This is a genomic window from Kitasatospora sp. NPDC101235, assembly GCF_044767505.1.
GTDB lineage: Bacteria > Actinomycetota > Actinomycetes > Streptomycetales > Streptomycetaceae > Kitasatospora.
Window position 1 is genome coordinate 116,224 of record NZ_JBIWNZ010000023.1, and the last position, 19,896, is coordinate 136,119.

The following is a 19,896-nucleotide window of genomic DNA, read 5'->3' on the forward strand; positions in this document are numbered from 1 at the left end:
GCTGGAAAGCATGCGCAGTGGGGGAGAGGCACCCCCACGTTCCGCTCACAGGCCGGGTGCCTGGAGGCCGTTCAGGTACCAGAGGGGGGCTGCGTACCAGATCAGGGCGATCGCGGTGACGAGGGTACCGCCGGCCAGGGGGAGTGCCCAGCCGGGCCAGCGGCGGTGCCGGACCACGATGACCTTGGCGACGAAGGCCCCGTAGAGGAAGCATCCGGTGAGCGAGTGCAGCGCCACACGCGTGTCGGTGAACTGGACGCCGTAGGCGGTGATGCAGTGCCGGGCGATGGGCAGGGAGAGGAGGAAGGCGGTCAGGCCGATGAGGCGGTGCGTGGTACGGACCCGGTGCGGCGCGGTTCGCAGTGCGGGCAGGCGGCCGTAGATCCACAGGGCGAGGACCAGCTGGATCAGCGCCAGGCCCAGGAGCGCCGATCCCAGTTGGGCTTTCAGCAGTTGTGCGTCATCGCCGCGGTTCCCGAAGAGGCTGGTCTCGTAGTTGGGGGTGTGTACCCGGCCGTACCAGAAGAGGCCGGCCACCACCGCTACCGGCAGGAGAAGCCACAGGACGTCATGGAGCCGTCGGTGGCCGGCGACGGGCGTGAGGCCCGCCACGTGCTCGGCCGCCGCCGCTCTCGACTTCACCGCCGCCGTCAGCAAGGGCTGCCAGGCCACGAGGATCAGCAGGGTGAGTGTCTCGGCGATGAGGCTGAGCAGGGCCTGTGGGGCGGGTTGCAGGCCGTTTTCGGAGAACCCGAACAATCCTGTGGTGCGGGATGCGGCGAACCCGATGAGCGTGCCGATGGCGATGGCGGCAGCGGCGATGCGCAGGAGCAGGGGTGCCGCGATCAGGAGGAGTGCGGCCACGGCGAAGGCGGTACTGGCCTGTAGCAGGAACATCGAGCCGATGATGTGGACGAGGCGGTATCCGTCGATGTAGAGCTGGGCGTGGATGTATCCGCTCGCCGCGAGCGTGGCGGCGAGCGCCAGGCGCAGCGCGAGGGCGGGCAGGCGCCGGGCGCTCTCGGCATCCGCACCGCTGATGACCGGCCGGGCAGCCACGTGTCCTTGAGGAGTCCGGCCGGCAGCACCTGCGGATTGGGTCCGGGGCCCTGGCCGGGTCTGGGAAACGGATGGCTGTGGGTCCGGGTCGCCTTCGTGCCCGCCTTGACCGTCAGTTGGCCGGGCGCGGCGGTGTCGCCGGGCCTCGAATGCCTGCCAGATCGCGAGGATCAGCAGGGTGAGTGTCTCGGCGATGAGGCTGAGCAGGGCCTGTGGGGCGGGTTGCAGGCCGTTTTCGGAGAACCCGAACAATCCTGTGGTGCGGGATACGGCGAACCCGATGAGCGTGCCGATGGCGATGGCGGCGGCGGCGATGCGCAGGAGCAGGGGTGCCGCGATCAGGAGGAGTGCGGCCACCGCGAAGGCGGTACTGGCCTGTAGCAGGAACATCGAGCCGATGATGTGGACGGAGCGGTATCCGTCGATGTAGAGCTGGGCGTGGATGTATCCGCTCGCCGCGAGCGTGGCGGCGAGCGCCAGGCGCAGCGCGAGGGCGGGCAGGCTCCGGGTGTTCATGCGAGCGTTTCGTCCTTGACGGCCAGTTCGTGCTTGCCCTGCCAGTAGTTGACGGTGCGGATGCCGAGCGCGTCCTTGAGGCGTCCGGCGGGCAGCACCTGGGGGAGTGGGGCGGGTCCCTGGCCGGGTTGGGGGAACGGGTAGCAGGTGGGGCGGGCCGAGTGGAAGGTGATGTTGCCCTCGGTCTTGCTGAACAGCTGGTGGACGTGCCCGTTGAGGCACGTGACCGAGGAGAAGCGGCGGAACATCGACAGCAGCTGTACCGCGTCGTCGGTGCCCCAGCCCCACGTCGGATACATCGCGAACAACGGGATGTGACTGAAGATGACGATGGGGGTGTCCGACGACAGGCCGGCGATGTCCTTGCGCACGAAGTCGATCTGGTCGTTGCCCAGGTGGCCGAGTTGCTCCAGGTGCAGCGTGTTGACCAGCGCGATGAAGTGCACACCGTGGGTGTCGAAGCTGTACCAGCCGTCGCCGATGGTGTTGTGGCCGAAGGTCTGCTGGTAGGCGCGTGGTCCGTTGTCTCCGATCGAGTCGTGCTCGCCCGGCACGGTGAAGACCCGGTCCGTGTCCAGTTGCGACAGCATCTGCTTGACCTGGTCGAACTGGGCGGGGGTGGAGAGGTGCGTCAGGTCGCCGCTGTGCATGACGAAGTCGGGTCGGAACCCGAGGGAGTTGACCTGGTCGATCGCTGCGGCGAACGTCCCGGTGACGTCCATGTTGGCCGGGCCCTGGAAGCCGATGTGGCTGTCGGAGATCTGTACGAAATGCAGGTCCGCGCTGCTTGCCGGGGCCGTGTTCGTCGATCCGGGGATGTGACTGATCACCTCTCCTGCGGTGACTGTCAGGACCACGGCACCACCGAACCAGGCGGCGTGCCGCATGAGCTGCCGGCGGGTCATGCCGTGCTCGCCGCCGCCGCCGTCGGAGTCGTGTGTGTCCTCGGTCATGGGGTCACCTCCACGGTGGCGGTCATGAACGGGTGGATGGTGCAGTAGTAGGGGTAGGTGCCGGGTTGGGTGAACGTGTAGCTGTAGGTGTCGTTGGTGGCCAGGGCCGCCGACTGCAGCGGCCCGCCCGATCCCTGCTTGCTGGTGACGGTGTGAGCGTCGGCGTCGGTGTTGGTCCAGGTCACCGTCGTGCCCGCCTTGACCGTCAGTGTGGGCGGGGAGAACGCAAAGTTCTTGATCGTCACCGCGTTGGCGGCCGCTGGAGCGGACGGCTGGCCGCCGGCAGGTGAGGTCGAGGACGTGCCCGGTGGTGCGCTGGCAGCGACCGTACCGCCCGTTCCGGAGGCGCCGGGAAATCCCGCCAGGCTCTGGCCGGGTCCGGGACTCAGCGCGCCGGTGGGTCCGGGCTGTGACGATCCGCCGCACGCGCTGAGCAGTCCGAGTGCTCCGGCAACGGCGACAGCGGCCAGACACAACGTACGCGACCGCCGGACCGGCGGAGAGGAGCTCGCATTCATGACCATCGTTCCTTCTGCGCGTCCCCAGCCGCACGGGCGGGTGCGATCCGGGATCGGTCCGGGATCGGTCGTCCCAGCAGACAGACGACCGCGTGACGCCCGCCGGGGGATGCCGGAAGGGGTGCAACCCGGTGGGTTACTGTATGTGAGCGGACGGCACGTTCCGTGTAGCGAAACGAATTCCTCAGCGGAGTCCCGTTGTTTCACCCTGGCGGCGGGCAGCGGCACGCCTCAGGCAGGTCAGGGGCGTCCGGGCCGCTCACTGCCCGTCGCGGGGTGTCGAGCGGGTGATCGTGGTGAGGGCGTGGTGGAGGGCGGTGTCGCTCGGCGGGCGGTCGCGCCAGCGGGCGCCGATGTGGCCGTCGGGTCGGATGAGTAGTGCGCCGTGTGAGCGGAGGCCGCAGAGGTCGGTGTGCTCGTCGGGAAGGGCCTCGATGTGCAGTGGCCATGGTGCGGTGGTTTGTTGCTGCCAGTGAGTGGGGTCCGGGGTGAGCAGGGTGAACCATTCGCCGAGAGCGTCGAGCGTGGAGCGGTCGGGTGCGAGCCAGAGGTGCGGCATGCGACGGCCCGGCTCTGCGGTGGGGATGTAGTCCGTGCCTGTGTCGGATGGTTCGGGTGGGGTGCTGTTGTCGGCGAGGACGGCGCCGGAGTGGTAGGTGGCGCCGAGCACGAGACCGAGTTGGGCGAAGTACCGGTCCGACCAGGGAAGTTCGACATGGGCCGGCGCCGCTTCGCTGGTCCGGCGCTGCTCGCGGCGTCGGTTCTGCACGTGGAGCAGGAGCCGGGTGTTCTCCACCGCTTGGCGGAGAGTCCGGTGGGCGACGGGTTGTCGCTCCGCCTCGTAGCTTCCCAGCAGACTCGGTTCGGCCCACCCGTGGAGGACGCCCGCCAGCTTCCAGCACAGGTTGTGCACATCGGCGATGCCGGCGTTCATGCCCAGGCCGCCGACGATGGGGACCGCGTGCGCGGCATCGCCGGTCAGCAGGATCCGGCCGTGGCGGAAGCGCTCGGCGACGAACGCGTTCATCACCCAGTGCTGAACCCGCAAGACGTCGGCTCGGACCCCGGCGCCGGGGCTGATGGCGCGTGCGAGGAGGTCGGACCAGTCGGTGTGTGCAGCGTCTTCGGGCGTGGGAACGAACCAGGCCCAGCCTCGTTCGGGGTAGAGCGGGCCGAACAGGCCGTGCGCGGTGAAGTAGACGCCGGCGGGCTGGTGGGCGCACCAGCGGTCGAGGTCGGCGTCGAACACGACGGTGGTGAAGCCCCCCATCGCTCCGGGACCAGTGGTGTCGATTCCCAGCCGTTGTCGGACGGTGGAGGTCGCGCCGTCGGCGGCGATGACATAACGGGCACGGACGCGGGTCTCGTCACCGCGTCGGTCGACGAGCAGAGCCACGACGCTGTCGGTTTCCTCGGCCAGGCCGGTGAGCTCGGTCCCGAAGCGCACCTGTGCGCCTGCTGCGGCGAGCAGGGTGGGTTCCAGCCGATCCTGTGAGGTGACCACGCCGGTCACGGGGCTCTCGGGTACCGGTGCGTTGACTCCGACCATCGCCGCTGTGGCGAAGTCACGGTCGCACAGGGTGTCGCGGAAGCGGATGCGGCCGTACTCCGGTGCGAACGCGTTGGCCGTGATCCCGGCTGCGAGCCCGAGTTGGCGATAGATCTCCATCGAGCGCACGTTGACCAGCCGGGACCGTGGAAAGGGCGACAGTTCGCGGTGTTTCTCGACCAGTAGTACCCGTACGCCCCAGCGTTCCAGTAGCGCTCGGGCGGTGAGCCCGACCGGCCCGCCACCGACAATCAGTACTGCTACCTCGGTGTCTGCTACGGGCATGTCCCGCTTCTCCTGCTCACCTCGGGCCGGGTCTGATGGGGGTACTTCGTGACGTGACCTTCAGCCGTGTCGTCCCGGGATTCCGGCCGGTTCCAATAGCAGGCCGACCGCGTCCCCGACTCGATGACCGCCTCGACGATGACCCGAACCGTCGCGATCAATCTTCCCGATCCCACGGCCGGCCGCAATGTCCGCGCGTCGACGTGCACCCGAACGTTTCAGGCAGGCACGGCTACGCCCCCGGCCTTTCGCGGTCCGGAAGCACTCCTCGATCGCGTCCGCCGGGTTGCCGGCCGTCCTCCGGGGTGTCGGCTTGTAGCCGTTTGTCGCCCCACCTAGGCTTCCGAAAGCCACTCAGATGACATTGAGGAGCACTTCATGGGAAATCCGACGGCCAATCCCGGGCAGCCACTTCCGAAGTTCGAGGAAGCCAAGGGGCTGGGTCCGCAGGACAGCCAGTTCGTGCGCGATCTGGTGGATGTGCTGGAAAAGCACGGGAATCTCGACCGTTTTGGCCTGTGTCTGCTGCACGAGCACTTTCCCGTCGCGTGCGACGAGGTCCTGGTCGAGACTCATGACCTCGCTGCACGCACGCTCCAGATCCGGGTCGACAAGGCGGACGCGACCGGTCACACCAAGCCTTCGCAGTGGCGGTTCGTGAAGACCGGACGCGACAGCGGTGAGGTCGAGAGCCACGCCTACCAGGTGATCCTGCAGTGCAGTCCGATCAGCGGGTGCCCGGGAAGCAGGAGCACACCGCGTTGAAGAACGAGGACGGCGGCGAGGCGAACACGAACACCTCGCCGCCGTCGCACGGTTGCAGCCCAAGAGTCCGCAGCACCGCGGTGTACCGGTGGGGACTGTGCGCCGTGCCGTTGCTGGTTTTTCTGATTCTCTGGGGTGGACAGTCCGCCCGAGCGGATTCCCCGCCCACGAGCAGCTGCCATACGGAGCAGTTGACTGCGGCCCAGGTGGACGTCGAACTCACAATCGCCAACCACACCCACAACACGGCCGAGGGCCGGGGAACCATGACCGTCCGCGTACCCAGGTCCTGGGAGTACGCCGACGGCCTGCTGCTGCAGAAGAGTTCTGTTGCCTACCGCGACGCGATGCACTGTCTCCTGCGCGACGAGCAGGAGTCGGGACGGCCCCCGCAACAGTACCTGCGCCAATACGAGTGGCGCTCGTCCAACCCGGCGGTGAGCACCGAGCCCGACGTGGTCAAGGTCGAGTACCCGACGATCTTCTGGTTCGACCACGGCGGCACGTTCCTCGTCGGGCCGTGGGAAATCGATGTGCAGCCCGGCCAGTGGGATCTGTCCCTCGTTCCGCCGACGGCTCTGGCGGGGGCCCACTGGAACTCGGTCAAGCTCGATCTGGGCGGCCTGGAGGCATCCGGCGTGGCGCCCGAACCCTCGACCGCCGGCAACGGGAGCATGGTGTGGACCGACCCCGACGGGCCTCAGGGGTCGAGCTCGTTGCTGACGGTTCGGGTGGCTCCCCCGTGGCAACGCGCATGGGCGGCGGTGAGCAGCAACGATGCGCCGTTGCTCGTCAGCAACAAGATCGGGCAGGCCACCTGGTGGGTGGTCATCTCCGCCGTCGTCACGGTGGCCGCTCTACGAGCCCGCCGCCGGCCGGCCCACGACGAGGCCACCGCGCTCGAGATCTGCAGCAGCACGGTCCTGCTGCAGTGGGGTGTGGTCAGCGCCGTCATCATCCTGACGTTCCTGCTACCGCAGTACGCGCTCCTCGACCAACGTTGGATGATCCTGACCGGGATTCTGGTCGGCTGGGCGTTGACGGCCACCGCCCGTCCGAAGAGGTCGGTGCTGCTGGCCGCCTCGCTGGTGGCGGCGGCCGGCGGCCTGGTAGCCGCCTGGCCGTCCCTGTTCAGTCTCCCCCAGAGCCTCACCTTCTCCGGGACCGGCCCCGTCCACGGCTTCGCCCCACTGGTGGCCATGACCGCGGCGCTCCTGTGGCTGTGGCTGACCGGTCTGGCGCTGTGGATCTGGCGGCTCGCGTGTGAGGGCGGGCTGATCCGGCCACCGACGTCACCCTGGCGGCTGCGCCGCGTCGGATCGGGACTTGCCGTGGTCACCCTCCTTCTGCTCGGGTGGCAGTGGTGGACCCAGGCCCGCGGGTGGGAGCGGGCCAGCTGGCTGAGCAACCGCGCGATGCCGGAGTACGGTTGGCTGCACCGGTCCTTCCTGAACGAGCGTCTGGTGTCCTACGCGACCCAGATCCCCTCGTGGTGCGGCTCCTGGACCTGGGTGCTGACCGGCATCGCCGTCGTGGCCCTGCTCCGGGCCCGGGACCTGGCGTTCCCCGTGCCGCGCGCGTATCCCACCAGACTGGACCGCCTCCTGCTCGCCGTGTTCTTCGCCGTCGTGGTGGCCTACCGCCAGGGCTCGTTCGCAGGCAGCCAGGCCGTGGCTGTCCTCTGGCTCGTCCTGGACATCGCCGGGCTCTACGCCCTGTTGGCGGTCGGGAGCCGTTGGGCGGTCCTGGCCCATCACCTTGAGGGAAGCGGGGACACTCCGAGGCTGAGCGAAGCGACCACGGAGGCGAGCCGCTCCGGCCTCATCGTGCGTGCCCGCCGCTACCGGGAGCTGACCGACGAGCTCCGTGACATGGGGAAGAATGAGGGAGCCGCGAGCCGACATGCGGCGGAGAAGGAACGGCACGCGATGGAGCGGGAGCTGAGCGGGCTGCACCGCTGGCGATCGCCGACCGGAACCGCCAACACGGCACGGGCCTGGCTGCCCGGCCAGTACACGATCATGGACGTCGCCCTGAGCTGGGGCCCACACGCCAGGTGGTGGGAGAACGCCCGCCGGGCCGCCCTGCTGGCGGCCGCCTTCGGCCTTCCGGGCACTCTCGTCATCCTCTGGTTCTCCTACCAGGCGGAGCAGACCCAGTGGATGTACACCGCGCAGGACTCCTTCGGGGCACCCAACATGGTCAGGCTGTTCTTGACCTTGGAGCTCGCCTCGGCAGGCGCGGGCCTGGTACTGGGAGGGCTCTGGCGCCTGCTGCCCGGACGCCGCGGTCCGGCACGCGCCCTGAGCCTGGTCGCCGTCTACACCCTGCTGATCGTCGTCGGGACCCTGGGCGACCTCATCACCGATCAGCCATTCGGCAACGTGGCCATCGCCACCTGCCAAATGCTTCTGGTACTGACCCTCACCGGCCTCGCCATGGACGCGGACACCTTCCACGCCGAGCGGCGTCTGTGGCCCAGCCGCTTCGGACTGCTGCTCTGGATCTACCAGCTCCGCGGCTTCTCCGCACAGATCGCCTATGTACTGGCGCAGTTGGGCGCACTGATCGTGATCGCGAAGTTCTTCATCGGACCCGACATCCGGAGCATGAAGCCGCCGTAAAGTCGCAATTCGCGCGAGGTGGTGAGTTGCCTCGGGACGCGGCCGGAGGCGCGGAGTTCCCGCGGGTCGGGGATGTGGTTGTCGAGGGTGCCGGGGCTGACGCCGAGGATCTCGGCGATCGAGGTGATCGAGTTCTCGGGGTCGGGGGGGGCATGTCGCGGGCGCCGACAGGGCCGGCCAGGGTCAGCGGGTCATCGGAGTGAACAGGTCGGGGTCGATCGTCTGGGCCATGGCGTGGTGTCCGGTGTCGTTGGGGTGGAGGTGGTCCCCGGAGTCGTAGTCGGGCCGGATGCGGGTGGGATCGGTCGGGTCTCTGAGCGCGGCGTCGAAGTCGATGACACCGTCGAAGAGCTGACCCTGGCGGATCGCATCATTGACGGTTTGCCGGCAGTGTTCGCCGGCGCTCTCGTAGCGTCCGAAGCCGCCGTAGGGCGGGATGGTCGTGCCGACGACCCTGACGTCCTTGGCGTGGGCCTTGGCGACGAAGGATCGCAGTCCGGCGATGATCGCGGCCGGATCGTACTGGTGGGGGGTCTGTTGGATGTCGTTGATGACGTCCGTGAGCACGATGGTGCCCGCTCCGGGAACGGCGAGGGCGTCCTTGTCCTCGCGGGTCAGGGAGCTGGGCATGGTGGGGCCGTTGTCGGTGAGCAGCCTGGTGGCGCTGATGCTGGCGTTGACCACCTGGTCCGGCCGACCGGCCTGCTGCAGGCGGCGGGCGAGTTCGCTGGGCCAGGATGCGCCGGGTGAGGCCTTGTAGCCGTCGGAGACGGAGGCCCCGATGACGACGATGGACTTCGCGGCCGCCGCGTCGGGCTTCGGAGCTGGGACGGCGGAAGCCGAGGCCGCGGTCGGAGGATGCGGGGCGGGCGTGTGGGCCTGTGCCGTCGGCCTGTCAGCGGGCGTCGGCAGGCGTGGGGTTGGGGCCGGTGTCCCGCAGCCGGCCAGGGCGGCCTGCGTGGCAAGAACAACGAGCGCACCCGCGCGGATCCGCAGCGTGGTCGGCATGTCAGTCCCTTCTTCCCGACTTGCTGGGCAGGCGGGTGTGTGCGGCCGTGGAGCGGCGCGATGCGGGGTGTGATCGGAGCAGTAGTTGTCGGCCGGGGCGTTCGACGCCGGCGTACAGGGCCCAGGCAAGAGTGAGCGAGAGGGCGAAGGCCGCTGCCGTGGCGGCAAGGGCGGGGACGGTGGCGAGGTGGGGCCGGTCGCCGAACAGGGCTTCGCCGGTGCGCATGACCAGGATGTGGATCATGTAGAAGGCGAAGGACCACTCGCCGAGCCGCACCAGGCGCGGGTGGCGCCAGAACGAGGGGGCGCCGGTGAGGTCGGCCCTGGCGGCGGCGGGGATGAGCATGGCCAGGCCGAGCACGGTGCAGGCGGCGTAGCCGTATTCGCCCGGGAGCTGGGCGACGAGGAAGTAGCCGATCAGCGTGGCCGCCAGGGCGACATCGAGTCCGGGGCCGCGCCAGGTGCCGGTCTTGACCAGGAGGCCGAGCGTGACGCCGAGAACGAATTCCGGGAGCCGGGGGAGCGGGGAGGAGTAGAGCGTCCAGCCGAGGGCGTAGTGGGTGTTCGCCCACGGCAGCAGCACGAGGAGCGTGCCTGCGGCCAGGGCGGTGGCGGCGAGGGCACGGGTGGGCAGGCGGCGCAGGCCTGCGTACAGGACGGGGAAGGCGGCGTAGAAGAAGGCCTCGCAGACCAGGGACCAGCTGACCGGGTTCAGGGCCTGCCACCACTCGGGCTTCCAGGAGCTGACCAGCAGCAGGTTCGCCGCCGCCTCCTGGGCACCTCCGGGCCGAAGCCCGGGAACCAGGCTGTAGGCCAGCACCAGCGCGGTGACGGCGGTGACCAGGTGGACCGGATAGATGCGGGCCAGGCGCCGCCGCCAGAAAGTGCGGGCCCGCTCCCCGGGCAGGGCGGACCAGGCCAGCACGAACCCGGACAGGATGAAGAAGAACGACACCCCCACGGCGCCGGCCCCGAAGGCCCAGTTCACCAGGCGGCCGCTCCGGCCTTGCCCGAAGTAGCCGAAGTTGCGGACGTGGTAGACGAAGACCGTGAACGCGGCCACCCAGCGCATCCCGGTCAGCGACGGCAGCTGACCACCGTCGGGCCGCTGCGGGGTTCTCGGGGTTGATCGTGGGTGTGTTCGCTGTGCTGTCAGGGCCATACGGGCACCGGCCGGTGGTTGGTGGCCATGCGTATGAGGGCGGGCAAGAGGAACCTCCTGTCGAGAGGGTGTGCAGGACGCGATCACGGGATGGGCAGCTCGGGACGGGTGCCTTGGCGGGCGGCCGACAGGTCTGGGGACCGTCGGCCGCCTGTGGAACCGAGGGTCGTTGCGCGTCCGGGTCGGGGAGAATGCGGGAGGGCGACAGCCGACCGGTGGTCTACCGCGTGGGGGCGGGCTCGGTGTCGGCCGCCAGGTAGACGGTGTAGGAGATCACCGAGGGGATGGGGACGCCGAGCTTGCCGGCGCTCTTGGTGAGCGTCTCCTCGTCGCCGATGATCCGGCCGGTGACCGGGTCGACGATCAGGGTGTGTCGCTTGGGCAGGCCGCCGTGGTCACCGTCGAGAGAAAAGGCCTTGCCCGTACGGCCGGCCCGGTCGGTGGTGGTGCCCTGGTAGGCGAGCCCGGGCACATCGGCCAGCACGCGCAGCACCGCGGCCCGCTCCGGGGCGGACAGGACACGCTCGCGCAGCAGGTCGGTGATCGCCGCCAGGGTCTCGGCCGGTCCGTTCTCGACCGGGTGACCCTGTTCGAGCCAGGTCTTGAGCACCTTCGGGTCGGTCGGCGGGCGGTCGTCCCACATCCGCGCCCGGGAGCCGGCGGGCTCGTCGTTGACCTCCAGCTTGCCCGCTTCGGTGGGCCAGCCGTGGTCCTTCCAGTACTGGCGGGCTTCCTCGTTCGGGAACTCGGGTGCTTCGGCGCGGCTGGTGGAGTGCGCGGAGCCGTCCGGATCGACCCACCCCTCGCTCTCGGTGGCCACGATGGCAGAGGCGGTCTGCCCGGCGCCCATGACGGCGGAGAGGGACCAGTCGCGGCGCTTGAAGTGCTCGGTGCCGCTCACGCTGGTGTCCGGCTGGCGGGCGGCAGTGTCCGCGATCTGCCCGAGGATCTTCGCCGCGTCCTGGGACGGGGAGTCCTGGACGTAGGTCAGCAGCTTGGGAGTGGCAGCTGCCGCCGGGGTGCTGCTGGTGCCCGGCAGGAGGACCGTCACGCCGAGTGTGAGCGCCCCGACCGCGGCGGCGGTGCCGGCCAGAGCGAGTACCCGTCGGCGCGGCACCGAAGCCGGCAGCCTGCTGCTCCTGCTCTTGTTGTCCTGGCGGGCCATCTGCAGCCAACTGCTCATCAGGTGTTCCTCACGCTGGTGCCGGCGGCCGGGCGGGAAGTCCCGCTCGGCGGGCACCGGCAGCATCCGGCGCAGTGCCCGCAGGTCGCTGTCGTCGTGGTCTGACGTCATCGCGGCTTCCTTTCTTCTGACCGGACCGCACTGTTGCGGTCACCTGTTAGCTGCCAGGCTGTGGACGCGGGTTCCCTGTTCGCGTGGAGATTTTTCTCGGTGAGCTTGTCCAGACGACGGCGGGCACGCGAGAGCCGGGAGCGCACCGTGCCGACGGCCACCCCGAGGGCCTCGGCCGCGGCGGCATAATCCAGACCGGCCCACACGCACAGCGCCAGGACCTCCCGGTCGGCCCGGGGCAGCCGCTCCAGCACCTGGCGCATCGCGTGGATCTTCTCCTGGTCCTCCAGGCGGCCGACCAACTCGTCGGCGAAATCCGACACGAGCTCCGGTGCGGGCAACCTGTCCAGCAGGGCCTGGTGGCGGCGGGCGACCCGGCGCCTGCGGTGGACCACGTTCGTGGCGACGCCCAGCAGCCACGGCAGCAGGCCGCCGCCGTCCGGATGGACCTTGGAGCGCAGCCGCCAGGCCTCCAGAAACACCAGCGAGGTGCAGTCCTCCGCTGCCGACCAGTCACCCGTCAGCCGGAAGCAGTGGTTGTACACGGCGGAGGCATGCTCACGGAACAAGACGCCGAAGGCGCCCTCGTCACCGGCCCGCAGCCGGGCCCGAAATCCTGGATCCATACCTGGCTCTGCCATATCCGCACACCCGAGTTCCCGTGACCCCGCTCACACCGGCAGGAGACCGCCCTGACCGCGGACGCCCTCGCGTCGGACGCGATGCGCCACGCCGTGCGGTGACGCACCACTCGGTAAGTCGGGCGGAGGAGGAGTGGTTCCCCCGCCGGGGGGAGCCGGTCCCTCCCTGCGGCGGAGGCTGCGACCGGGGGTGAGCTGGGAGGTTGGAGGCAGTCGGGAAGCATCCCGACTCCCCTCTCACCACCGAGGACTGACCATGCGAAAGCTCACCACCGCCATCGCGCTCACCACAGCGGCCGTGGCCCTCGCGGCCGGGACGGCCGGCACCGCCGCGGCCGCACCCGCGCCGGCCACCCCCGTACCGGCCCAGCACCTCACGCTGCAGAGCTGGACCCTGCTCAACGAGCACGGCCCGGGCCCCAACCCGGGCGAGCGGCTCACCGCGCAGGTCAGCGCCCGTACGGTCGACGGCCACACCCGGGGGCACGCCGTGGTGCAGCACGTGTTCGAGAAGAGCGGCACCATCCGGGCCGAGTTCGACGTCGACTGCCTGACCGTCGACGGGAACGGCGCCATCACCGTGACCGGGCCCATCTCGCAGACCGTCGTCACCCCGCTCGGGGGCGAGCCGTACCTCTTCGAGGAGGGCCGGCACCCCGAGGCCGGCCTCACCTTCTATCCGACCGACGAGCAGCACCAGCGCCGGGCCGGCTGGAACCGGACCAACCCCCAGATGCACTCCGAAGTCGTCAAGTGCGGTGCGGTTCCGGCCGGCTTCTGGGTCATCGACGGTGGGACCTTCCTGCGCCGCTAGGCACGTGTCTCAGTGATCGGTAGCCGCTGCGGCCAACCGGTAGCCGCTGTAACTCACAGGTCAGGTCAGGTGGGTGGTCGAATAGCCGCCCGGCCCACGCTCTGGGGAGCGTGGGCCGGGCGGCTATTCGCCGCGGCCCAATCCGAAATGTGTTGCCAGCTGGCCGGCCAGGTCGGTGGCGGGAGTGCTGCCGTTGACCGTGATGATGTCGAGGGCGTGACCGTCGGCCTGGCGGCGGACTTCCTCGTCCCAGAGGGCATCGCGGGCGAGGCGCATGGCCAGCATGGTCTCGGGATCACCGCTGCCCCAGTTGGCTTGCGCACGGGCGGGATCCGCGTAGCGCGCACGGAGTGCGTTCTGCCGGAACTCGGGTGTGGGCAGGAGAAAGACCGCTTGGTCGGGCCGGTACAGCAGCGGTGCGAGATGGGCGGGCAGGATCCCGAAGTAGTTCACCAGGATGATGTGATCGGCCGTCATGGCGAGCAGGTCTTCGATGACGAAGCCGATCGTCTCTCCGTGCAGACCCGCCATCGCTTGGAACACCTGTTGCGGGGTGCGCCCCTCCCACATTCCGCCGGGCGGCACTCCCTGCATGGCGGACAGGTGAGGATGGCGCTGCGGCGTGCATCGCGCCAGCCAGCTGTGTTCCGCGCGGTCGCCGTTGTACACGTGGACGCCGTGCCGGTCGGCCAGTACGCGGGCCAGCGTGCTCTTTCCGGCAGCCGTACCACCGGCGATCCAGCGTACGTGGGCGAGTCGATCGGTCAGTTCTCTGCTGCTCCCGGTGTCCGGGAATGGAGAAGCCATGGGTGCCATGGTCCCGGTCTCGGATTGGAAATTTCAGTCTTGTTCTTGTGCGGTACATGACCGACGCCGAAAGGGAGAGGCTGGCATTCGGCCCGTCAGCTCCTGGGCTCGGCCCGGTGATCGGAACATGTGACGGGAGCCTTTGGGGTGCGCTCCTGCCGGGCGATCGAGCGCCGTTGCGTCGACGACGTGGCCTTCCGGTTCCTGGCCGCCGACCAGGCCCCGGACTTCCGGTCGATCGCCCGGTTCCGCCGCCACCTGGACGCCCTCGCCGGCCTGTTCCTCCAGTCACTCCACCTCGCGCAGAACTCGGCATGGTCAAGATGGGCCGCGTCGCCCCGGACGGCGCGAAGCCGCAGGCCAACGCCTTCAAGCGCAAGGCCATGAGCCACGGCCGGCTCATCGACGAGGAAGAACGCGTCGAGGCCGAGGCCGCCGACAAGGCCTGCCACGTCCAGGACGAGGAACGCCGCCGCCGGCAGTGCACCGGCACCTACCGACGAGCAGGCCACGATCGCCTGAACGGCCCGGAGGCGAGCCAGACCACCCGCCACCGGCACGCAGGACCGGACAAGCGCCCGGCAACCGGCGATCACATCCGCGCAGCCAGTTGCCCGTTACTGGCCCACGCTCCTGGCTGACGGGGTGTCTAAAGAGAACGTAGCGGCCCACGCTGTCCCTGCCAAGACAGCTGACAATGTGTACGGGATCGCCTACGAACCGTCACGTTTTCGCACTGCCGATCGGCGTGGCGGAGGTGATCTTTCCGGCATATCGAACGAGTGACGGAAATGTGCTGGTGATCCGTAGATCTTTACCCCACCATCTCCCAGGGCACACCGCCCATTTCTCGCCGACCACAAGTCGATGCAGCAGCAGCCCTCAGGAGAGAGTGATGAGTTCGACGGGACTTCCCCCGCTGGAGCCGGCCGCGCCGCTGGCCGCCCTGGTTACCGCCCAGGTCAGACGGACTCCGGACGCCACCGCCGTGATCGACGGCACGCGCCGGTTGACCTACCGTCAACTGGATGCCGCGGCCGAGGCGATGGCGGGCCGACTGGCCGCCGCCGGTGTCCGAGCCGAGACACTGGTCGGAGTCTGCCTACCGCGAACGGCGGACCTGGTGGTCAGCCTGCTGGCGGTCCTGCGGGCCGGCGGCGCGTACGTGCCGCTCGACCCGGCGTACCCACGCGACCGCCTCGAACTGGTCGTCGGCGACGCGCAGGCTCCCGTCGTGGTCACCGACCGCGCCCACGAGCACCTTCTGAACGGTGCCGGCGCCACCCTCCTGTACGTCGACGGCGAGAGCCCCTCCGCTGCGCTCGACCCGGCCGCCGAGCGCCCCACCACCGGCGACGCCGCCACCGACGCGCTCGCCTACGTGCTCTACACCTCCGGCTCCACCGGCCGCCCCAAGGGCGTCTCGGTCACCCAGCGCGGCGTCAACGCCATGCTCCGCTGGGCCGCCGGCACCTACACCGCCGCCGACCTCGCCGGCGTCCTGTTCGGCACCTCCGTCTGCTTCGACATCTCGGTGTACGAGCTGTTCCTCCCGCTCTCCGTCGGCGGCACGATCATCGTCGCGGAGAACGTCCTCGCCCTGCCCGAGCTGCCCGCCCGGGACGAGGTCACCCTGGTCAACACCGTGCCCAGCGCCATGGCGGCGCTGCTGCGCGGCGACGGCCTTCCCGGCGGCGGGGGTCTGCCGGGCACCGTGCGCGTGGTCAACCTGGCCGGTGAGGCCCTGCCCCGCCACCTGGCCGACAAGGTCTACACCCAGCCCCGGGTCGAGCGCCTCTACAACCTGTACGGGCCCACCGAGGACACCGTCTACTCCACCTGGTCGCTGGTCCCCCGCGACGAGACCGGCGAGCCCGTCATCGGCCGCCCGCTCGACGGCACCCTCGGCCACGTCCTCGACGAGCACCGGATACCCGTGCCCGACGGCGGCATCGGCGAGCTCTACCTCTCCGGCGAGGGCCTGGCCCGCGGCTACCACGGCCGCCCCGACCTCACCGAGGAGCGCTTCGTCCACGTCGACGGCCTGCGCTGCTACCGCACCGGCGACCTGGTCCGCCGCCTGCCCGACGGCGACCTGGAGTACCACGGGCGCGTCGACCACCAGGTGAAGGTCCGCGGCTTCCGCGTCGAGCTCGGCGAGATCGAGGCCGTGCTCGCCACCCACCCCGCCGTCGAGTCCGCCGCCGCGGTCGTCCAGCGCGACGAGGCCGGCGACTACCTGGCCGCCTTCGTCCAGCCCGCCCCCGGCGCGGCCGAGCCGACGCCCGCCGAGCTGCGCGCCCACTGCGCCGCCGCCCTGCCCGGCTACATGGTGCCGCTGGCCGTCGCCGTCCTGGCGCAGATGCCGCTCACCCCCAACGGCAAGACCGACCGCAAGGCACTGCCCCCGGTCGCCCGCAGCCGCGCCGGGCACGAGCTGTTCGTCGCCCCCCGCACCCCCGTCGAGACCCGGATCGCCGAACTCTGGCAGGCCCTGCTCGGCGTCCCCGAGGTCGGCGTCCACGACGTCTTCCTCGACCTCGGCGGCCACTCCCTGCTCGCCGCCGGCCTGCTCGCCCGGATCGAGCGCGAGTTCGGCACCCGGGTGCCGCTCGCCGAGTTCTTCGCCGCCCCGACCATCGCCGCCCTCGCCGTCCGGGTCGCCAACGGCGGCGGCGGCCGGGCCTCCGTCGAGCCGCCCCGGCGCCAGGCCGAGCTGCCCGCCCGCGCCACCGACTTCCAGCGCGAACTGTGGCTGCACGAATCCATGCGGCACGACAGCCCGCTCTACAACGTGCCGCTGCGGATCCGCGCCGAGGGCGCCCTCGACCGCGAGGCGCTCGGCCGCGCGCTCACCGAGGTCGTCCGCCGCCACGAGGCGCTGCGCACCGCGCTGCGCGGAGCCCCGATCCCGACCGAGCACGACCCGGTCATCGCCGACGTCCGCCCCCCGTACGCCGTCGACGTCCCGCTGCTCGACCTCACCGGGCCCGACGGCGCCGCGCCCGACGAGCAGACGCTCGACGCCGCGCTGCGCGCCGAGGCCGCCCGCCCGCTCGACCTGTTCAACGGCCGGCTGCTGCGCGCCCTCGCCGTGCGCACCGGCGAGGACCGGCACGAACTGCTGCTCACCGTGCACCACGCCGCGATGGACGGCTGGGCCGCCGGACTGCTGCTCACCGAGGTCGCCCGCGCCCACCACGACGGTGAACTGCCCGAGCCCGCGCTGCAGCTGTCCGACGTCGCCCGCTGGGAGGAGCGCAACGTCGAGGCCGGCCGCGAGGCCGCCGAGCGCTGGGGCGAGCGGCTGCGCGGCATCGAGGCCGACCAGCACCTGCCCGGCGACCGCCCGCACCCCAACCCGCAGGACGTCGCCGGCCGCCGGATCTCCCGCCGGCTCGACGCCGGCCTCGTCACCGGCGTCGAGAAGTGGGCCGCCCAGGAGGGCGCCAGCCTCTACATGGCGGTGCTCGCCGCGCTCGGCGGGATGCTGCACCGCTACACCGGCCACACCGACGTCGCCGTGATCAGCCCCTTCGCCGTCCGCCCGGTGCCCGAGCTGGAGACGGTGCTCGGCTCGCTGATCAACACCGTCGCGCTGCGCTTCGACGTGGCCGGCACCGACACCTTCCGCGAGCTGCTCGCCCGGGTCCGCCCGACCGTCCTGGAGGCCGCCGAGCACAGCGGCCACCCGTTCGTCGAGCACGCCCGCCGCTTCGGCGGCTCGGCCGGCCTCACCGCCTCGCCGATCTCCCAGGTGCTGCTCGCCGTCCAGAACCACCCGGTGGCCGGCGTCGAACTGCCGGGCCTGCGCCTGACGTTCGTCGGCGAGGTGTGCAACAGCGCCGCGAAGACCGACCTCTCGCTGTTCCTGGAGTTCCCGGCCGACGGACCGCTGCTGTCCGCCGAGTACCGCATCTCCCGTTACGAGGAGCGGTCCGTGCGCGCCGCGCTCGACCACCTGGTCGCGCTGCTCTCCGCCGCCGTCGCCGAACCCGACCGCCCGCTCGGCGAGCTGGCCATGCTCTCCGCCGCCGAACTCGTGGCCGACGAGCCGGTCAACCGCACCGAGGCGCCGATCCCCGACGCCCGGCTGCACGAGCTGGTCGCCGCCCAGGCCGCCCGCACCCCGGACGCGCCCGCCGTGTCCGCGGCCGACGGCACCCTCGGCTACGCCGAACTCGACGCCGCCGCCAACCGGCTGGCCCACCTGCTGGCCGCCCGCGGCGCGGGCCCCGGCAGCCTGGTCGCCGTCGCCGTCCGGCGCGGCCGGCTGCTGCCCGCCGCCCTGCTCGGCGTGCTGCGCAGCGGCGCCGCCTACCTGCCGGTCGACATCGACCAGCCGCTCGCCCGCAACCGGGGCGTGCTCGACGACGCCGGCGTCACCCTGCTGGTCGCCGAGACCGCCACCGCCGGCGACGAACTGCTGCACGGGCGCGAAAGCGTCCTGGTGGACGGCCCCGAGCACGCCGCGGCCCCCGCCGAGGCGCTGGCCGTCACCGTCGGCCCGGAGGACCCGGCCTACCTGCTGTACACCTCCGGCTCCACCGGCCGCCCCAAGGGCGTCGCCGTGCCGCACCGCGCGATCGTCAACTTCCTGACCTCGATGGGCCGCGAACCCGGCCTCACCGAGCAGGACGTGATGGCCGCCGTCACCACCGTCACCTTCGACATCGCCGGCCTGGAACTGTGGCTTCCGCTGGTCACCGGCGCCCGGGTGGAGATCGCCGACCGCGCCACCGCCACCGACGGGGCCGCGCTCGGCGCCTGGCTCGACACGCAGGGCGTCACCCACCTCCAGGCCACCCCCGCCACCTGGCGGATGCTGCTGGAGGCCGACTGGGCCGGCCGCTCCGGGCTGACCGCCCTGTGCGGCGGCGAGGCGCTCACCGCCGACCTCGCCCGCGCCCTGCTCGGCCGGGTCGGCGCGCTGTGGAACCTGTACGGCCCGACCGAGACCACCGTCTGGTCGACCGTCCAGCAGGTCACCCCGGAACTCGCCGCCCACGGCGGCGTGGTGGCCCTCGGCGCGCCCATCGCCAACACCCGGCTGCACCTGCTCGGCTCCTCCGGGCAGCCCGTCCCGGTCAACGGCATCGGCGAACTCTGCATCGCCGGCGCCGGCGTCGCGCTCGGCTACCACGGCCGGCCCGACCTGACCGCCGAACGGTTCACCGCCGAACCCGGCCGCACCGACGGCGCGCCGATGTACCGCACCGGCGACCTCGCCTGCCGCCGCGCCGACGGCCGCCTGGAGTACCACGGCCGCGTCGACGCCCAGGTCAAGCTCCGCGGCTTCCGCATCGAGCTGGGCGAGATCGAGGCCGCGATCACCGCCGTCCCCGGCGTCACCGCCGGCGCCGCCCGGCTCGTCGAGACCCCGGCCGGCTCGGTCCTGGCCGGCTACGCCGTCGCCCCCGGCCTCACCGAGGACGCGCTGCGCACCGCCCTGTTCGAGCGCCTGCCCGACTACATGGTGCCCGCCGGCCTCGTGCTGCTCGACGCGCTGCCGCTGACCCCGGCCGGCAAGGTCGACCGGGCCTCGCTGCCCGTGCCGCAGCTCGGCGGCGCCGGCGCCCCGCCCGAGGGCGACTGCGAGGAATTGCTCGCCGACCTGTGGATCGAGGTCCTCAAGGTCGAACGGGTCTCCCGGCACGACGACTTCTTCGCGCTGGGCGGCCACTCGCTGCTCGCCACCCGGCTGCTCGCCCGGATCCGGGACACCTTCGAAACCGAACTGCCCCTGCGCGTCGTCTTCGAGGACCGGACACTGGCCGCCCTGGCCCGCCGCGTCGAGGAGCGCCTGCTGGAGGAGATCGACGACCTCGACGACGACCTCGACGGCCTCGACGAGACCGCCGGGAGCACGCTGTGACCCACCGCACCGAATCCGGAACCACC

13 protein-coding genes and 1 pseudogene are annotated in these 19,896 nt (G+C 71.0%); 5 read left to right on the top strand and 9 right to left on the bottom strand.

Going from position 1 to position 19,896, the window contains the following annotated elements; genetic code table 11:
* Nucleotides 1–45 precede the first annotated feature (45 nt).
* The 4 genes from ACIRRH_RS31280 to ACIRRH_RS31295 form a co-directional block, all read right to left on the bottom strand.
* Nucleotides 46–1,575 (bottom strand): DUF6529 family protein, encoded by a 1,530-nt coding sequence (locus tag ACIRRH_RS31280; protein ID WP_403074069.1) that lies wholly within the window; start codon nucleotides 1,573–1,575, stop codon nucleotides 46–48.
* Nucleotides 1,572–2,528, bottom strand: a complete 957-nt coding sequence (locus tag ACIRRH_RS31285) for a metallophosphoesterase family protein (RefSeq protein ID WP_403074071.1) — start codon at nucleotides 2,526–2,528, stop codon at nucleotides 1,572–1,574. The genes ACIRRH_RS31280 and ACIRRH_RS31285 overlap by 4 nt, the downstream gene beginning before the upstream one ends.
* Nucleotides 2,525–3,052 carry a cupredoxin family copper-binding protein gene (locus ACIRRH_RS31290; protein ID WP_403074073.1) on the bottom strand — a complete coding sequence of 176 codons (528 nt, stop codon included), beginning with the start codon at nucleotides 3,050–3,052 and terminating at the stop codon, nucleotides 2,525–2,527. Before ACIRRH_RS31290 ends, ACIRRH_RS31285 begins: the two co-directional genes overlap by 4 nt.
* 253 nt (nucleotides 3,053–3,305) lie before the next feature.
* Entirely contained in the window at nucleotides 3,306–4,880 is a 1,575-nt protein-coding gene (locus ACIRRH_RS31295; RefSeq protein ID WP_403074075.1) for an FAD-dependent monooxygenase, read from the bottom strand.
* Nucleotides 4,881–5,258: 378 nt separating this feature from the next.
* Between ACIRRH_RS31295 and ACIRRH_RS31300 the strand changes: the two genes are divergently transcribed.
* Nucleotides 5,259–5,645: a hypothetical protein gene (locus ACIRRH_RS31300; RefSeq protein ID WP_403074077.1), complete on the top strand. Its 387-nt coding sequence runs from the start codon at nucleotides 5,259–5,261 to the stop codon at nucleotides 5,643–5,645.
* Nucleotides 5,642–8,269 (top strand): DUF6185 family protein, encoded by a 2,628-nt coding sequence (locus tag ACIRRH_RS31305; protein WP_403074078.1) that lies wholly within the window; start codon nucleotides 5,642–5,644, stop codon nucleotides 8,267–8,269. Before ACIRRH_RS31300 ends, ACIRRH_RS31305 begins: the two co-directional genes overlap by 4 nt.
* Before the next feature lie 183 nt (nucleotides 8,270–8,452).
* On the opposite strand, the gene ACIRRH_RS31310 is transcribed toward ACIRRH_RS31305, so the two are convergent.
* The 4 genes from ACIRRH_RS31310 to ACIRRH_RS31325 form a co-directional block, all read right to left on the bottom strand.
* Entirely contained in the window at nucleotides 8,453–9,277 is an 825-nt protein-coding gene (locus tag ACIRRH_RS31310; RefSeq protein ID WP_403074080.1) for a GDSL-type esterase/lipase family protein, read from the bottom strand.
* 1 nt (nucleotide 9,278) lies between these two features.
* Nucleotides 9,279–10,349: an acyltransferase family protein gene (locus ACIRRH_RS31315; RefSeq protein ID WP_403074082.1), complete on the bottom strand. Its 1,071-nt coding sequence runs from the start codon at nucleotides 10,347–10,349 to the stop codon at nucleotides 9,279–9,281.
* A gap of 310 nt (nucleotides 10,350–10,659) precedes the next feature.
* Nucleotides 10,660–11,733 carry a CU044_5270 family protein gene (locus tag ACIRRH_RS31320; RefSeq protein WP_403074083.1) on the bottom strand — a complete coding sequence of 358 codons (1,074 nt, stop codon included), beginning with the start codon at nucleotides 11,731–11,733 and terminating at the stop codon, nucleotides 10,660–10,662.
* Nucleotides 11,730–12,359 (bottom strand): RNA polymerase sigma factor, encoded by a 630-nt coding sequence (locus ACIRRH_RS31325; RefSeq protein ID WP_403074085.1) that lies wholly within the window; start codon nucleotides 12,357–12,359, stop codon nucleotides 11,730–11,732. Before ACIRRH_RS31325 ends, ACIRRH_RS31320 begins: the two co-directional genes overlap by 4 nt.
* Before the next feature lie 271 nt (nucleotides 12,360–12,630).
* On the opposite strand from ACIRRH_RS31325, the gene ACIRRH_RS31330 reads away from it, so the two are divergent.
* The gene (locus ACIRRH_RS31330; protein ID WP_403074087.1) at nucleotides 12,631–13,188 is read left to right on the top strand and encodes a hypothetical protein; all 558 of its coding nucleotides are present in this window, start codon (nucleotides 12,631–12,633) and stop codon (nucleotides 13,186–13,188) included.
* Between the two features lie 123 nt (nucleotides 13,189–13,311).
* Here the strand turns inward: ACIRRH_RS31330 and ACIRRH_RS31335 are convergent, their stop codons facing one another.
* Nucleotides 13,312–13,995, bottom strand: a complete 684-nt coding sequence (locus tag ACIRRH_RS31335; protein ID WP_403074089.1) for a hypothetical protein — start codon at nucleotides 13,993–13,995, stop codon at nucleotides 13,312–13,314.
* Between the two features lie 144 nt (nucleotides 13,996–14,139).
* Between ACIRRH_RS31335 and ACIRRH_RS31340 the strand changes: the two are divergent.
* Together ACIRRH_RS31340 and ACIRRH_RS31345 are read left to right on the top strand one after the other, a co-directional pair.
* Nucleotides 14,140–14,432: pseudogene (locus tag ACIRRH_RS31340) on the top strand (transposase); the annotation flags it as partial.
* Nucleotides 14,433–14,890: 458 nt separating this feature from the next.
* The gene (locus tag ACIRRH_RS31345; RefSeq protein WP_403074091.1) at nucleotides 14,891–19,870 is read left to right on the top strand and encodes an amino acid adenylation domain-containing protein; all 4,980 of its coding nucleotides are present in this window, start codon (nucleotides 14,891–14,893) and stop codon (nucleotides 19,868–19,870) included.
* Nucleotides 19,871–19,896 lie beyond the last annotated feature (26 nt).

What these genes read in the sequence shown, in the direction of transcription:
- ACIRRH_RS31325 (WP_403074085.1), bottom strand. Translation starts at nt 12,359, where the DNA reads ATGGATCCAGGATTTCGGGCCCGGCTGCGGGCCGGTGACGAGGGCGCC.
- ACIRRH_RS31310 (WP_403074080.1), bottom strand. Translation starts at nt 9,277, where the DNA reads ATGCCGACCACGCTGCGGATCCGCGCGGGTGCGCTCGTTGTTCTTGCC.
- ACIRRH_RS31280 (WP_403074069.1), bottom strand. Translation starts at nt 1,575, where the DNA reads ATGAACACCCGGAGCCTGCCCGCCCTCGCGCTGCGCCTGGCGCTCGCC.
- ACIRRH_RS31285 (WP_403074071.1), bottom strand. Translation starts at nt 2,528, where the DNA reads ATGACCGAGGACACACACGACTCCGACGGCGGCGGCGGCGAGCACGGC.
- ACIRRH_RS31315 (WP_403074082.1), bottom strand. Translation starts at nt 10,349, where the DNA reads ATGCGCTGGGTGGCCGCGTTCACGGTCTTCGTCTACCACGTCCGCAAC.
- ACIRRH_RS31345 (WP_403074091.1), top strand. Translation starts at nt 14,891, where the DNA reads ATGAGTTCGACGGGACTTCCCCCGCTGGAGCCGGCCGCGCCGCTGGCC.
- ACIRRH_RS31335 (WP_403074089.1), bottom strand. Translation starts at nt 13,995, where the DNA reads ATGGCTTCTCCATTCCCGGACACCGGGAGCAGCAGAGAACTGACCGAT.
- ACIRRH_RS31290 (WP_403074073.1), bottom strand. Translation starts at nt 3,052, where the DNA reads ATGGTCATGAATGCGAGCTCCTCTCCGCCGGTCCGGCGGTCGCGTACG.
- ACIRRH_RS31300 (WP_403074077.1), top strand. Translation starts at nt 5,259, where the DNA reads ATGGGAAATCCGACGGCCAATCCCGGGCAGCCACTTCCGAAGTTCGAG.
- ACIRRH_RS31330 (WP_403074087.1), top strand. Translation starts at nt 12,631, where the DNA reads ATGCGAAAGCTCACCACCGCCATCGCGCTCACCACAGCGGCCGTGGCC.
- ACIRRH_RS31320 (WP_403074083.1), bottom strand. Translation starts at nt 11,733, where the DNA reads ATGACGTCAGACCACGACGACAGCGACCTGCGGGCACTGCGCCGGATG.
- ACIRRH_RS31295 (WP_403074075.1), bottom strand. Translation starts at nt 4,880, where the DNA reads ATGCCCGTAGCAGACACCGAGGTAGCAGTACTGATTGTCGGTGGCGGG.